This is a genomic window from Pedobacter sp. Leaf170, assembly GCF_920984665.1.
In the GTDB taxonomy this organism is placed as follows: Bacteria; Bacteroidota; Bacteroidia; order Sphingobacteriales; family Sphingobacteriaceae; genus Pedobacter.
In genome coordinates, this window is record NZ_CAKLBP010000007.1 from 67,955 (window position 1) to 82,165 (window position 14,211).

Genomic DNA, 14,211 nt, shown 5'->3' on the forward strand with positions numbered 1-14,211 from the left:
ACTGTTTGACTAAGGTCATATCTAAAATGCAGCAGATTCTTTGGTTAACTAAAGGATATTTTTGTAAGTAAAATTGTAACATATATTCGTTTAATGGAAAATCTACTTAAAAATATACCATATTCTGTTTTAGATCTAGCAACCGTTTTAGAAGGGCATACCGCTGCCGATACTTTTAATACAAGTTTAGAAATGGCCCGGCAATCAGAAAGTTTGGGTTATAACCGCTATTGGTTTGCCGAACATCATAACATGGCAGGCGTAGCGAGTTCTGCAACGGCAGTTTTAATTGGTTATATAGCAGGTGGAACAAAAACGATAAGGGTTGGCTCTGGCGGAATTATGTTGCCAAACCATTCGCCTTTAATTGTAGCCGAACAATTTGGAACATTAGCTTCATTATATCCTAACCGGATTGATTTGGGTTTGGGTAGAGCGCCAGGAACTGATCAGGTTACGGCTATGGCCATTAGAGGTCAAAACATACACGCCGCACATAGTTTTCCCAAAGATGTAGAAAGGTTACAACAATTATTTTCTGCTGATAACCGAAATTCGAATGTTAGAGCAATACCTGGCGAAGGCTTGGAAGTTCCGATTTGGATTTTAGGCTCGAGTACGGATAGTGCCAGATTGGCTGCTGCAAAAGGTTTACCTTATGCATTTGCCAGTCACTTTGCGCCAACTTATTTTGAACAAGCCATCGAAATTTATAAAAATGAATTTCAAGCTTCTGAGGTTTTGCAGAAACCTTACGTTATGGCTTGTGTAAATGTGGTTGCAGCCGATACTGATGAGGAGGCAGAAATTTTATCAAACTCTGTAAAAAGAATGTTTTTGGGCGTAATTACTGGTAAACGTGAGAAACTAAAACCACCCGTTCAAAATATGAATCTGGTTTGGGATGCAATGGAAAAGGATGCTGTTGAGCAAATGCTTTATTACTCATTTATTGGCAGTGGCGCTACGATAAAAAATAATCTGGATGCTTTTGTAACTAAATATGGCGTAAATGAAATTATGAGCACTTCTCATATTTACGATCAATCTGCTAAGCTGCACTCAAACAAAGTTTTTGCTTCACTCTTTAAATAATTGTATCGATTTGTAAAGTAAATTAATTTAAAATCTAAATCAGTTTTAAATTAATTTACCTTTGAATCCAATATGAAATCTTACCTAAATCTGTTCGACTTTACGCAGAAAGTAAATTACCGTAATGAAATCTTGGCCGGACTCACCGTAGCCATGACGATGATGCCGGAATCTTTGTCTTTTGCAATTCTGGCAGGTTTTCCACCCTTAGTTGGTTTATACGCAGCCTTCATTATGGGTTTAATTACGTCAATTTTTGGCGGTCGCCCGGGTTTAATTTCTGGTGGGGCAGGTGCTACGGTGATTGTTCTAATAGCTTTAATGAAATCAAATGGAATTGAATATGTTTTTGCAGCAGTTATTTTAGCCGGAGTTATTCAAATCATTGTCGGTTTATTTAAACTCGGCAAATTTATAAGGTTAGTGCCACAACCAGTAATGTATGGTTTTGTTAACGGTTTAGCGGTTATTATTTTCTTAGCACAGCTTGAACAATTTAAAACGGTTGTAAACGGACAATTGGTTTGGCTTTCTGGTAACGCACTTTATTTGATGGCTGGCTTGGTTTTGCTTACCATCGCTATCGTTTGGATTGTTCCAAAATTTACAAAAGCTATTCCGCCATCATTAATCGCAATCGTAATCGTTTTTCTTATTGTCTTAGGTTTTAATATCGATACAAAAACAGTTAAAGATATCGCTTCAGTAAGTGGTGGCTTTCCTCCATTTCATATTCCAAAAATTCCATTTGAATTTGAAACCTTAAAAATTATTTTTCCATACGCATTAATTATGGCGGGTGTGGGTTTAACAGAAGGTTTGCTAACCCTTAATTTGGTTGATGAAATTACATCCACTAAAGGAAACAGTAACAGAGAATGTTTAGCGCAAGGAACGGCAAATATTGCAAATGGTTTTTTCTTTGGCATGGGTGGTTGCCCAATGATTGCGCAAACTTTGGTAAATCTTTCATCAGGTTCAAGAGCCAGATTATCGGGCATTATTGCATCCTTAACTATTCTTACCATAATACTTTTTGGCGCTCCCTTAATTGAAAAAGTGCCAATGGCAGCGCTAACAGGGGTAATGATAATGGTTGCAATTGGAACCTTTGAATGGGCAAGTTTCCGCATAGCGAATAAAATGCCTAAGCATGATATTTTTATTGGAATTACCGTTGCACTAATCACAATTTTCTTGCACAATCTTGCGCTTGCAGTTTTAATTGGGGTAATTATTTCGGCATTGGTTTTCGCCTGGGAAAGTGCCAAAAGAATTAGAGCAAGCAAATCTATTGATGAGCTTGGGGTTAAGCATTACAAATTGTATGGTCCGTTGTTTTTTGCTTCTGTAACTGCGTTTAATGATAAATTTGATATTGCAAACGATCCTGAAAAAGTTGTTATCGATTTTTCTGAAAGCAGGGTAGCAGATATGAGTGGGATTGATGCATTGCATAAACTTACGCAGCGATACGCACAAGCGGGCAAAGAATTACACTTAAAAAATTTGAGCTCGGATAGTAGAAGGCTTTTGAAAAACGCTGAAGAGATAATTGAAGTCAATATTTTAGATGAACCAAAATCTAAATTTCTAACGAACAAATAACCACTACAAAATCATTCTGCCTTTCAATTAAACCTAATAGATGGATATTAATTCCAAATTTTACGCTTCGTTTTTGCAGTTAAGTATTTTCTTTTAAATCCTTTTAGGTAAATAATTTGTTGTAAAATAACGTAGCTAAAAGGATTTACTATATTTACTGCCTAACCACAGATATAATGAAATTTTGGAAACTACTCATCCCTTTAAGCGTCTTAGTAAGCTTTAGTGTTTATGCACAAACCAGCTGGTCTTACAAAAAAGATAAAATTGTAACTGACTTTGCTGCACAGGTAAATCCAAATGCGCCATTGCCAGAATATCCACGTCCACAATTGGTTAGAAACGATAATTGGAAAAATTTGAATGGATTGTGGGAATATGCAATTATTCCGAAATCAGCTAAAGAACCCACGAAATATGACGGAAAAATCCTGGTTCCTTTTGCTGTAGAATCGGCACTATCTGGTGTAGGGAAAACAGTTGGTAAGGATAGTATTTTATGGTACAAAAATAACATTACAATTCCTTCGACATTAAAAAATAAGGAGGTTCTATTACATTTCGGTGCGGTTGATTGGCAAACCGAGGTCTACGTAAATGGCAAACTAGCAGGCATGCACGAGGGTGGTTTTGATCCTTTCAGTTTTAACATAACTGCCTTATTAAAAAAGGGTAACGTACAAGAAATTAATGTAAAAGTTTGGGACCCAACAGATGAAGGGCCTCAGCCAAGAGGCAAGCAAGTTAAAAAACCAGAAGGTATTTGGTATACTCCTGTAACCGGAATCTGGCAAACCGTTTGGATTGAAGGTGTGGCTAAAACACACATCCAAAATACTAAACAAACTCCAGATATTGACGCTAAAACAATTTCTGTTTCTGCAAATATTACCTCAGCACAAGCTGCCGATTTAATTAGAATAGAGGTTTTAAGTGGTAACAAAGTTATCTCACAAAATCAAGTTAAAGCTGGTGAAGTAGCAGTCGTACCAGTAGAAAATCCGAAGCTTTGGTCGCCTGATAGCCCTTTTTTATATGATTTAAGGATTAGTATTATCAGACAAGGCAAAATTATTGATGAGGTAAAAAGTTACTTCGCTATGCGGAAAATTTCTACCTGTGTTGATGCCAATGGAATTAAAAGGATGTTTTTAAATAACAAATTTTTATTTCAGTACGGCCCGTTAGACCAAGGTTTTTGGCCAGATGGTTTGTATACGCCACCAACAGAAGCCGCAATGAAATTTGATATCGATGAACTTAAAAAAATGGGTTTTAATATGATAAGGAAACACATTAAAGTTGAATCGGCCAGATATTATAATTATTGTGATAAAATCGGAATGTTGCTTTGGCAAGATATGCCGAGTGGCGATTTAGGAAATGGCTGGGAACCAAATCCCGGAATTATTGGAAGAGGAACTGAGCAAAAAAGAACAACTGAATCTGAAGGCTATTACCGCAAAGAATGGACGGCCATTATGGATGCTTTGCATAATTATCCATGCATTGTAGTTTGGACGCCTTTTAACGAAGCCTGGGGACAGTTTAAAACCGAAGAGATTACAGAGTGGACAATGAAAAAAGATCCATCTCGATTAGTTAATAGTGCGAGTGGAGGAAATTTCTTTAATACCGGGCATTTTACAGATTTACACCATTACCCGCAACCAGCAATGCCTCGTCCTGATTTATTTGGAAAAAATACAATATTGGTTTTAGGCGAATTTGGTGGTTTGGGTTTGCCGGTAAACGGCCATACCTGGCAAAATAAAAATAACTGGGGTTATCAGAGCTTTAAAACTGCTGATGAAATGTTAAGTAAATACAAAACCTTTATGGAAAAGATGGTCGAGCTGATTCCTTTAGGTTTATCGGCAGCCGTTTATACGCAAACTACAGATGTGGAAGGTGAAATAAATGGCTACATGACTTATGATAGAAAGGTAATTAAAATGCCATCTGCCGAGTTGTTCAAGCTCCATAAAAAGCTTTACAATACTGCTTTGGTAAAGTAGATTTTAATTCGAATAACAACAAAAAGGGAAATTATTAATTTAATTTCCCTTTTTAATTAGGTGCGTATTTTCCTACGCGTTCAGCAAAATCATTTAAATCAAACGGTTTGTTTATAAAATCTTCGGCGGTGCATTTAGATTTTACTTGTGCTAAATGGTTATTTGCAGACATCATCATAACCGGAATATTGTGTGTTCTGGCATTTGTTTTCAGCGCCGTGCAAATGTCAATTCCATTTCCATCGGGTAACATGATATCTAAAATTATCATGTCTGGGGCTTGCATTTGCATTTGCTGCCAAAATGCTTTGGTATCCTTACAAGTTTTAACTTCATAAAGTTCTTCGGTTAGTAGAAATTCTATAATTTCTCTAATGTTAGGATTATCCTCTACAACATAGATACACTTTTTCATAAGCTTAATTCTATGCTTTAAAAACGAAATAATAGAACTTTTGGTTTACGTTATTTATTCACAATCATGCATTTATCAACGTTCAGGTCGTTTAAAATAACAGCTAATTTTTATCGTACCAATTGGGAACAGCAATGTAATTATCGTCCCAAATAATTTCGTTTTCGTCAGTTTTAAATCCTGAAGAAATATATTTAATCTCCGGTTCCTCTTCAGATAACTCATTTTTGAATTGATAAGCATCCGTAGCTAAATGTTGGTAAAGTTTAAATTGATCTGCTTTGCTTTCGGTTAATAAAATCAGGGCCTTTTCTCCAGATTTTAGCGTAATAACCACTGTACCTTTTATTCTCATAATGGATGTATTTATTAAAACAACCTCTGTAATTGTTAAATGGTTTTAATAATATTCTGATTATCAGATATATGCTGATAAATTTTATTTTGAAACCTTTGCGTTTACCTATGGTTTTATATTATGTAGTTTAATATTTAGCTGATATGAGTTTAACAAAATATAAATCGAAACGGGATTTTTCTAAAACAGCAGAACCTAAATCTGGTAAAAGTTCTAGTAAAACAAAGTTGATTTTTGTGATTCAAAAACATGACGCATCTCGTTTACATTACGATTTTAGGCTGGAGATGGATGGTGTTTTAAAAAGCTGGGCAGTGCCAAAAGGTCCATCTACCGACCCAAAAAATAAGCGATTAGCAATGATGGTTGAAGATCATCCATTCGATTATCGAAATTTTGAAGGCATTATACCAAAGGGTGAATATGGCGGTGGTACGGTTATCGTTTGGGATGAAGGAACTTATGAGCCCATTGAAAAGATAAAAGGTAAAGCAGCCCAGGAAAAGCACTTGTTGGAACAGCTTAAACAAGGTTCGTTAAAGGTTATTTTACATGGTAAAAAGCTAAAAGGCGAATTTGCATTGGTTAAAACAAACGGAATGGGCGAAAATGGCTGGTTACTTATTAAACACAAAGATGATTTTGCATCAGCTAAAGATATTACGAAAGAAGATAAATCTGTGCTTTCTGGTAAGAACATCAAAATGATGGAAAAAACACCTGAAACCGTTTGGAAGGATGGCCATGAAGCGCAAATAAAACCTGCAAAAAAAACACAACAGGATAAATTAGAACAGAAGATAGATACGGAAGAAAATGATAAGAATTTTGATGTAAAGAAATTACTTGCAAAAGCTAAAAAGACAGCGATGCCAAAAAACATCAAGCCGATGCTCGCTACATTAGTTGATGAACCTTTTGACGATGATGAATGGCAGTATGAAGTTAAATGGGATGGTTACAGGGCTTTAGCGTTTATAAACAAGGGTAAGGTTGATATTCTTTCCAGAAATAATAAATCATTTAATGATAAGTTTTACCCGATATACGATTTATTGGGTAAGCAGAAGATTGATGCAGTTTTTGATGGTGAGATTCTGGTTTTAAACAACAAAGGCATATCAAACTTTGGCGCTTTACAAAATTGGAGAAGCGAGGCTGATGGAGAACTGATATTTTACGTATTTGATTTGCTTTGGTACAACAATAAAAATCTGATGGATTTGACCTTGGCCGAACGCCAGGCTATTCTGGCAGAAATATTGCCAACAGATGATGACAGAATCAGGTTGAGCAAAGTTTTTAAAGCTAACGGTATCGATTTTTTTGATGCAGCCAAACGAATGGGTTTAGAAGGGATTATTGCTAAGAAATCAAATAGTACCTATGTGTTAAATAAACGCTCTAAAGAATGGTTAAAAATTAAAGTTAGCAAAAGGCAGGAAGTCATTATTGCCGGCTATACAAGAAACGATGATACATCAAAAGCATTCAGTTCGCTTCTACTTGGTGTTTACGAAGGAAAAAATTTAAAATACGTAGGAAAGGTTGGTACGGGTTTTTCTGATAAGTTGCAAAAAGAAATGATGGCTGCTTTCGAGCCATTGGTAACAAAGAAAATGCCTTTTGATGAATTACCGGATGTAAATAAACCTTCGAGGTTTAGGCCAAATCCGCCGAAGGCGAAGGCAATTTGGTTAAAACCTGAATTAGTTTGTGAAGTTGCTTTTACTGAAATTACTGATGATGGCGTTTTTCGTCACCCATCATTTCAAGGTATGCGAGCAGATAAGAACGCAAAGGAAGTAATAAGGGAGGAAGAAATTCCAACAGATGAGTTAATTGATGATACAGAAAACCATGCAAAAGCACTTAAGCCACCAAAGGCTCAAACCTCTAAAACTTTATTAAATCCGAAGGATGAAACGCAGGTAAGAAAAATTAAAGGCCATGAATTAAAATTTACCAACTTAAGCAAGCTTTACTGGCCGAAGGATAAAATAAGCAAAAGAGATATGTTTAATTATTACTATCAGGTTGCTGATTATATTTTGCCTTATTTAAAAGACCGGCCTCAATCTTTAAATCGTTTCCCTGGCGGGATAGATGGTCAAAGTTTTTATCAAAAAGATGTTAAAGGTAAAGCGCCAGAATGGGCAGAAACTTTTCCTTATGAAAATGGGGAAGGAGAGAAGAAAGAATATTTGGTAGGCAACGGAGTTGATACATTACTTTGGATGGCATCTTTAGGTTGTATAGAAATCAATCCTTGGTTTAGCAGAATTCAAAAACCTGATAATCCGGATTATTGTGTAATTGATTTGGACCCCGACAAACATACTTTTAATCAGGTTATAGAAGCGGCAAATCAAACCAAAACGATTTTAGATGCCCTGGATGTTCCAAGTTTCCCAAAAACATCTGGTTCAACAGGTATCCATATTTATATTCCGCTAAATGCAAAATATACATACGAGCAAAGCCAGATGTTTGCAAAAATTATTGTGAGCCTGGTTAATAAACAAATACCAGATTTTACCACACTAGAGCGGACAATCTCTGCAAGAAAAGGCAAAATGTATCTTGATTTTCTTCAAAACCGACCAGGTGCAACCATTGCCGGACCATACTCATTGCGGCCAAAACCCGGTGCAACAGTTTCAATGCCATTAGATTGGAGCGAAGTTAAACCAGGATTAAAAATGACTGACTTTCATATTTTCAATACATTAGATAGATTAAAATCGGAAGGTGATTTATTTAAAGGTGTTTTAGGTAAGGGTATTGATTTAAAAAAGGCAATTGCTAAAGCGAAAGAAACCTTTGGGTAATTTAATCAGCTTTGCTTTGGATTATAGAAATAAAAAAGGATAGGCACAAGGCCTATCCATATCTAAACCCAAACATGCGCTCAAACATGAATGAATCAAACAAAGGTATCAAATATTTGATCTTAAATCATTATTTACATCATTAAAAACAATGTTAATTCTTTGTTACAGTTATTTTTAAATGGTGTTAATATTTAAAATTCAATGCTAAATAAAGCAATGCCGCGAGTGCTGCACCGCATATTGGGCCAACAATAGGCACCCATGCATAAGCCCAGTCGCTAGACCCTTTACCCTTCATTGGTATAATGCTGTGAATAATCCTCGGGCCTAAATCTCGCACGGGGTTTATGGCATAACCTGTAGTGCCACCTAAGGCAAGTCCAATTACCCAAACCAAAAATGCAACCGGAATTGCACCAATAGAACCTAATCCGATGGGTGTTTTATCGGTTCCCATTTCTGCATTTGTAAAATAAAAGATAACGAAAATCAATACGAATGTTCCGATAATTTCTGAGAATAAATTGGATTTATAATTACGAATTGCCGGTGCTGTAGCAAATGGTGCAGCTTTTAAACCCTTATCTTCTGTTGCATCAAAATGGTCTTTATAAATTAACCAAACCAAAATTGAACCAAGCATGGCGCCACAAAGTTGGGCTAAAATATAATATGGAACTTTTATCCATGCAAATTTTTGGGTTATTGCCAAAGCGATTGTTACCGCCGGATTTAAGTGTGCGCCGCTGTATGGTGCTGCAATTACAACACCTACAAATACTGCAAGCGCCCAGGCAGTTGTAATTACCATCCATCCGCTATTATTGCCTTTGGTTTCTTTTAATACTACATTGGCAACCACACCATTTCCAAGTAGAATTATTAGCGCTGTGCCTATAAATTCTGCTACAAATTCTGTCATTTTTATATTTGGTTAAATATTAAATATCGTAAATATTTTAATGTTCTGCACAAACTCTTGCTGCTTTTACCGCTCTGTTCCATCCTTTAATATTTTCGGTATTATCAATGCCTTCGGTAGCAGTAAAAGTTTTATTAATTTTCCATTGAGAACGAATTTGTTCTATGCTATCCCAAAAACCCGTAGCCAAACCGGCTAAATAAGCGGCGCCAATTGCGGTTACTTCAGTTACCTGAGGCCTTACTACTGTGCTGTTTAGCAAATCAGCCTGAAACTGCATAAGTAAGTCGTTGGCAGTTGCACCACCATCAACACGTAACTCGGCAATATTTACACCTGCATCAGCTTCCATAGCTTTTAAAACATCCATGGTTTGGTAGGCAATACTTTCGAGTGCTGCTCTGGCAATGTGCGATTTATTTGTTCCTCGGGTTAAGCCTGTAATGGTTCCGCGGGCATGTTGATCCCAGTGTGGTGCACCTAATCCTGCAAAAGCAGGTACAATATACACACCTTGCGTATCGGGAACCTTTTTAGCCAATGTTTCTACATCGGCAGATTTTGAAATTAAACCCATTTCATCCCGAAGCCACTGTACAACAGCACCACCAATAAAAATACTGCCTTCTAAAGCATAATGTACCTCATCTTTTATTTTCCAGGCAATTGTGGTTAACAAATTATTTGCAGATATTTTAGGCTCCGTTCCAATATTCATCAGCATAAAACAACCTGTACCGTAGGTATTTTTAACCATTCCAACCTCTGTACACATTTGTCCGAAAAGTGCTGATTGCTGGTCGCCTGCAATTCCTGCAATAGGTATTTTTGCAGCGAGTATTTTTCCGGCGGTTTCTCCATAAACTTCACTTGATGATTTTACCTCCGGGAGCATTTCTTTTGGGATACCGAAAAGCTGAAGTAATTCTTTATCCCACGAAAGTGTATGAATATTGTATAACATGGTACGGGAAGCATTGGTAACATCAGTTACATGTTTATCTCCTGCTGTAAGTTTCCAGATTAACCAAGTATCAATCGTTCCAAAAGCAAGTTTGCCGGCCTTTGCTTTTTCCATTGCACCATCAACATTCTCCAAAATCCATTTAGCTTTTGTTGCGGAGAAATATGCATCAATAATTAACCCGGTTTTTCCTTGAATTTTCTCTGATAAACCCTGGGCTTTAATTTCATCGCAGTATGCAGATGTTCTTCTGTCTTGCCAAACAATAGCATTATATACCGGAATTCCGGTTTCTTTATCCCATACAACAGTTGTTTCACGTTGGTTGGTAATGCCAATTGAATTAATGTCATTTACCGTTAAGCCAGCTTTTACAACTACCTCTGCAACAACCGAAAGCTGGGTTGACCAAATCTCTAATGGATCATGTTCTACCCAACCAGCCTTTGGATAAATTTGTGTGAATTCTTTTTGTGCTATGGCAACAATTTCGCCATCGTGGTTAAAAATAATTGCCCTCGAACTGGTGGTTCCCTGGTCGATAGACAAGATAAACTTGCTCATAATGTAATATTAGGTTAGGTTACTGTTCGGTTAAAACCGATTGTGCTTTTTTATCGTTGTTGTAAATATAGCCTTGCGCCAAATTATTAAAAATTTCAATCTGGTTATGTTCCCAATCTGCATTTGCCTGTAACGCTTTTGCTAAAATTGATGCTACTTTCGGTGCCATTTCCATTGCTGCTTTGGCATCAATGAATAAAACCCGTAAACGGCGACTTAATACATCTTCAACAGTTTCGGCCATTTCATTTTCTATTGCCCAAACCACTTCTGCTTTATTGTAAGGAAAATCTGGATGTAGTTTTTCGCTTAATTCCGGATTTTTAGCCATCAATTCTTCAATGGCAGACTTATCTGTTCCATAAATATCGAGGAAATTATTATCACTAAAATTGTTGCAACCATGAATTTTTAATGTTCTGGTTTTGCAATCATTTGATTTCAGATTAGCATGCATAATGGCTAAGTTCACCGTTTCTTCTGCCATGCGGCGATAGGTAGTCCATTTGCCGCCTGTGATGGTTATCAATCCTTTCGCAGAGATTAATAACTTATGATCGCGACTGATTTCCTTTGTGCTGTTTCCATCGTTATTAGAAGGTGCTGCTAATGGGCGTAATCCGGAGAAAACACTCAAGATATCACTTTCCAAAGGTTTACGATTGAAGTATGATGCTGCAGTTGCTAATATAAAATCTACTTCCACTCGTAATGCTTTTGGTTCTAAACTGTGCTCATTTATTGGAGTATCGGTAGTTCCAACCAATAAATGCTTATGCCATGGCACTGCAAAAAGCACTCGTCCGTCTGATGTTTTTGGAATCATCAATGCAGAGTCTGTATTTAAAAAGCTTTTATCAAGCACGATATGAATACCTTGACTTGGCCTAACCATATTTTTGGAGTTAGGGTTGTTCATCTTCAGAATATCATCAACAAAAACACCTGTTGCATTTATAATAACTTTTCCTTTAAAGTTATTCCTTTTACCGGTAAGCGTATCTTCTGTTTCAATACCGGTAATGCTTTCCCCATTTTTTTGCAAGGAAATTACCTTGGTATAATTTAATAAAGTAGCCCCGTTTTCAATAGCTGTTTGAGCAATATTTATGGCCAATCTTGCATCATCAAACTTGCCATCAAAATACTTTATTCCACCTTTTAAGCCCTTCGCTTTAATTTCAGGCATCAAACTTAAAGTTTCACGCTTCGATAAATATTCAGATTTTCCGAAGCTGTACTTTCCTGATAACCAATCATAAATAGTTAAACCACTTAAATATTTGATAATCGAAAACCAACTGTAGCATGGTATAATAAAAGCTTCCTTACCAACCAGGTGTGCCGCATTTTTTTGTAATAATCCTCTTTCTTCCAGAGCATGTTTTACCAAACCGATATCACCTTGTGCCAAATAACGAACGCCACCATGAACCAGTTTGGTGCTTCTGCTCGATGTTCCTTTGGCAAAATCAGATTGCTCTACCAAAAGTGTTTTTAAACCTCTTGTTGTTGCATCTAAGGCTGTTCCTAAACCGGTGGCACCACCACCAATAATGATGATGTCCCAATTGGCATTTTCTTCAATAATAGGATTATGTAATCTAGTCATTTAAAACAAAAGGTAATAAAACGAAACAATACGCAATTATACGTAATCATAATCGAAATAATATAATCTTCACGTTAAAAAATTATTATTTTATTTATCCGATTGACTTTTCAAATTCTTAATTTGTGGCGTTTGAAAAACATACCAAACTGTTATGATGAATTTAGCCGAGAGGCACCAGTTAATTTTAAGTCGCTTACAAAGAGATCAATACATCAATGTTGTAGATTTGTGTAAGGAACTGAAAGTATCTTCTGTTACGATAAGAAAGGATTTAAAACTCCTTGAAGATAAAAATCTTTTGTTCAGAACGCATGGTGGTGCAACCATGAATAACCCATATACGGTAGACAGGCCAGTAAATGAAAAGGAAAAGCTGCAATCTTCTGAAAAAAATAAAATAGGATTAGCTGCCGCTCAATTACTTAGCGAGAATGAATCAATCGTTATTGCATCAGGCACCACTGTATTGTATTTTGCTAAAAATATTCCGGCCGGTACCAATTTAACCGTGGTAACATCAGCATTAAATGTGGCTTTAGAATTAATGAGAGAAAGCAGTATTGAAGTTATACAATTGGGTGGCTTGCTGAGAAAAAGTTCATCATCTGTAATGGGTAGTTATGCCGAACAAGTGTTAGGTGATTTTTACTTCAATAAACTTTTTTTAGGTGTTGATGGTATAGATTTAGACTTTGGTTTAACCACTACAAATGCCATGGAAGCGCATTTAAACAGAAAAATGATTAACGTTTCGCAAAAAACAATTGTACTTGCAGATTCTACAAAATTTGGCAAGAGAGGCTTCGGTAAAATTTGTGGATTAGAGGAAATCGATCACATTATAACAGATAAAGGAATTTCTGAACAAATTGTAAAACATTTAGAAGGTTTAGGTGTTACTGTTACTATCGTATAGTATATTTTCGATATTTAAACCAAACAATAATTTGAACTATGTCAAAAAAACGCATACACATTTTAGAAGATGATCAGGAAATCAGAAATGTAATCGAGATTCTTTTAAAAGAGGAGGGTTTCGAACTTCAACTTTCATCATCATTTTCAGAGTTAAAAAAGAACATTCAGGATGCAATGCCGGATTTATTTTTGCTTGATGTAATGTTACCTGATGGGAATGGAGCAGAAATCTGCGAAGATTTAAAAACAGATATTTTTACTAAGCACATCCCAATTATAGTAATGTCTGCACAAAATAACAGCGAGCAAAAAGCAATTGATGCATTTGCTGATGATTATATTAGTAAGCCATTTGATATTTATGATGTACTTGAACGCATAAATACTCAAATTAATAAGGCCAGAGAAGGAAAAGAAGCGAAAGCTTAAATGAAAATCATAAATGAAAGCGGGTTTTGCATGTAGCAAAACCCGCTTTTTTTTATTTAAAATCTTTTACAATATCGCCTTCTAAATTGTTAATGAACACAACAATATCTTCGAGTCTATTGGCGGTTTTTAATCCTGAAGGCGTTTCTGCACTATATGTGAATTTTATACCTTTAAAATCAGCTAATCGCTGAGTAGATGTTGTATAATATAAACCCCCACTGTCTACAAATCGAACATACCAATACAATATTTCAGGTTGATTGGTTGTTGCATTTAATGTTGTTGTAGTAAAAACGTTAAGTTTTATAACATCTGGTTGCGGTATTGATTTTTTACATGCAGTAAAAGTAATTAAAAGCAAGAGGGCTAATATTGATTGTTTCATAAATCTAATGTTGGTAAGCCCAAAAATAATAAATTCTGCCTTTTTAACTATTTATCAAATAAAAAATTAATTCCATTTAAAAA

The 14,211-nt window shown here is 35.9% G+C and carries 12 protein-coding genes; 6 read left to right on the forward strand and 6 right to left on the reverse strand.

What is annotated here, in order from left to right; all coding sequences use genetic code 11:
- Nucleotides 1–93 precede the first annotated feature (93 nt).
- From LUA90_RS16015 to LUA90_RS16025, 3 genes are all read left to right on the forward strand, one after another.
- Complete coding sequence (locus LUA90_RS16015) at nt 94–1,095, forward strand: LLM class flavin-dependent oxidoreductase (RefSeq protein ID WP_231491669.1); 1,002 nt, start codon at nt 94–96, stop codon at nt 1,093–1,095.
- Nucleotides 1,096–1,167: 72 nt separating this feature from the next.
- On the forward strand, nt 1,168–2,703 hold the full coding sequence (locus tag LUA90_RS16020; RefSeq protein WP_231491671.1) for a SulP family inorganic anion transporter: 1,536 nt from the start codon (nt 1,168–1,170) through the stop codon (nt 2,701–2,703).
- Between the two features lie 176 nt (nt 2,704–2,879).
- Nucleotides 2,880–4,721 carry a glycoside hydrolase family 2 protein gene (locus tag LUA90_RS16025; RefSeq protein ID WP_231491672.1) on the forward strand — a complete coding sequence of 614 codons (1,842 nt, stop codon included), beginning with the start codon at nt 2,880–2,882 and terminating at the stop codon, nt 4,719–4,721.
- Between the two features lie 52 nt (nt 4,722–4,773).
- On the opposite strand, the gene LUA90_RS16030 is transcribed toward LUA90_RS16025, so the two are convergent.
- Both LUA90_RS16030 and LUA90_RS16035 read right to left on the reverse strand, forming a co-directional pair.
- Nucleotides 4,774–5,136, reverse strand: a complete 363-nt coding sequence (locus LUA90_RS16030; protein WP_231459770.1) for a response regulator transcription factor — start codon at nt 5,134–5,136, stop codon at nt 4,774–4,776.
- 103 nt (nt 5,137–5,239) lie between these two features.
- Nucleotides 5,240–5,491 carry a hypothetical protein gene (locus LUA90_RS16035; RefSeq protein ID WP_231491674.1) on the reverse strand — a complete coding sequence of 84 codons (252 nt, stop codon included), beginning with the start codon at nt 5,489–5,491 and terminating at the stop codon, nt 5,240–5,242.
- 146 nt (nt 5,492–5,637) lie between these two features.
- On the opposite strand from LUA90_RS16035, the gene ligD reads away from it, so the two are divergent.
- Nucleotides 5,638–8,325, forward strand: coding sequence for a DNA ligase D (gene ligD / locus LUA90_RS16040; protein ID WP_231491675.1), 2,688 nt, complete (start codon nt 5,638–5,640; stop codon nt 8,323–8,325).
- 187 nt (nt 8,326–8,512) lie between these two features.
- Here the strand turns inward: ligD and LUA90_RS16045 are convergent, their stop codons facing one another.
- From LUA90_RS16045 to LUA90_RS16055, 3 genes are read right to left on the reverse strand one after another with little or no spacing between them, the layout of a single operon-like run.
- The gene (locus LUA90_RS16045; protein WP_231491677.1) at nt 8,513–9,250 is read right to left on the reverse strand and encodes an MIP/aquaporin family protein; all 738 of its coding nucleotides are present in this window, start codon (nt 9,248–9,250) and stop codon (nt 8,513–8,515) included.
- Between the two features lie 37 nt (nt 9,251–9,287).
- Nucleotides 9,288–10,778 carry a glycerol kinase GlpK gene (glpK, locus tag LUA90_RS16050; protein ID WP_231491678.1) on the reverse strand — a complete coding sequence of 497 codons (1,491 nt, stop codon included), beginning with the start codon at nt 10,776–10,778 and terminating at the stop codon, nt 9,288–9,290.
- Nucleotides 10,779–10,797: 19 nt separating this feature from the next.
- Nucleotides 10,798–12,390, reverse strand: a complete 1,593-nt coding sequence (locus LUA90_RS16055) for a glycerol-3-phosphate dehydrogenase/oxidase (RefSeq protein WP_231491680.1) — start codon at nt 12,388–12,390, stop codon at nt 10,798–10,800.
- A gap of 154 nt (nt 12,391–12,544) precedes the next feature.
- Here LUA90_RS16055 and LUA90_RS16060 point away from each other — a divergent pair, with 154 nt between their 5' ends.
- Both LUA90_RS16060 and LUA90_RS16065 read left to right on the forward strand, forming a co-directional pair.
- Nucleotides 12,545–13,309: a DeoR/GlpR family DNA-binding transcription regulator gene (locus LUA90_RS16060; RefSeq protein ID WP_231459764.1), complete on the forward strand. Its 765-nt coding sequence runs from the start codon at nt 12,545–12,547 to the stop codon at nt 13,307–13,309.
- Between the two features lie 38 nt (nt 13,310–13,347).
- Nucleotides 13,348–13,740: a response regulator transcription factor gene (locus LUA90_RS16065; RefSeq protein ID WP_231491682.1), complete on the forward strand. Its 393-nt coding sequence runs from the start codon at nt 13,348–13,350 to the stop codon at nt 13,738–13,740.
- Between the two features lie 52 nt (nt 13,741–13,792).
- Here LUA90_RS16065 and LUA90_RS16070 read toward each other — a convergent pair whose 3' ends face one another.
- Nucleotides 13,793–14,128, reverse strand: coding sequence for a hypothetical protein (locus LUA90_RS16070; protein ID WP_231491683.1), 336 nt, complete (start codon nt 14,126–14,128; stop codon nt 13,793–13,795).
- Nucleotides 14,129–14,211: the final 83 nt, after the last annotated feature.

Coding starts and splice junctions, on each gene's coding strand:
- LUA90_RS16015 (WP_231491669.1), top strand. CDS start 94: ATGGAAAATCTACTTAAAAATATACCATATTCTGTTTTAGATCTAGCA.
- LUA90_RS16020 (WP_231491671.1), top strand. CDS start 1,168: ATGAAATCTTACCTAAATCTGTTCGACTTTACGCAGAAAGTAAATTAC.
- LUA90_RS16025 (WP_231491672.1), top strand. CDS start 2,880: ATGAAATTTTGGAAACTACTCATCCCTTTAAGCGTCTTAGTAAGCTTT.
- LUA90_RS16030 (WP_231459770.1), bottom strand. CDS start 5,136: ATGAAAAAGTGTATCTATGTTGTAGAGGATAATCCTAACATTAGAGAA.
- LUA90_RS16035 (WP_231491674.1), bottom strand. CDS start 5,491: ATGAGAATAAAAGGTACAGTGGTTATTACGCTAAAATCTGGAGAAAAG.
- ligD (WP_231491675.1), top strand. CDS start 5,638: ATGAGTTTAACAAAATATAAATCGAAACGGGATTTTTCTAAAACAGCA.
- LUA90_RS16045 (WP_231491677.1), bottom strand. CDS start 9,250: ATGACAGAATTTGTAGCAGAATTTATAGGCACAGCGCTAATAATTCTA.
- glpK (WP_231491678.1), bottom strand. CDS start 10,778: ATGAGCAAGTTTATCTTGTCTATCGACCAGGGAACCACCAGTTCGAGG.
- LUA90_RS16055 (WP_231491680.1), bottom strand. CDS start 12,390: ATGACTAGATTACATAATCCTATTATTGAAGAAAATGCCAATTGGGAC.
- LUA90_RS16060 (WP_231459764.1), top strand. CDS start 12,545: ATGATGAATTTAGCCGAGAGGCACCAGTTAATTTTAAGTCGCTTACAA.
- LUA90_RS16065 (WP_231491682.1), top strand. CDS start 13,348: ATGTCAAAAAAACGCATACACATTTTAGAAGATGATCAGGAAATCAGA.
- LUA90_RS16070 (WP_231491683.1), bottom strand. CDS start 14,128: ATGAAACAATCAATATTAGCCCTCTTGCTTTTAATTACTTTTACTGCA.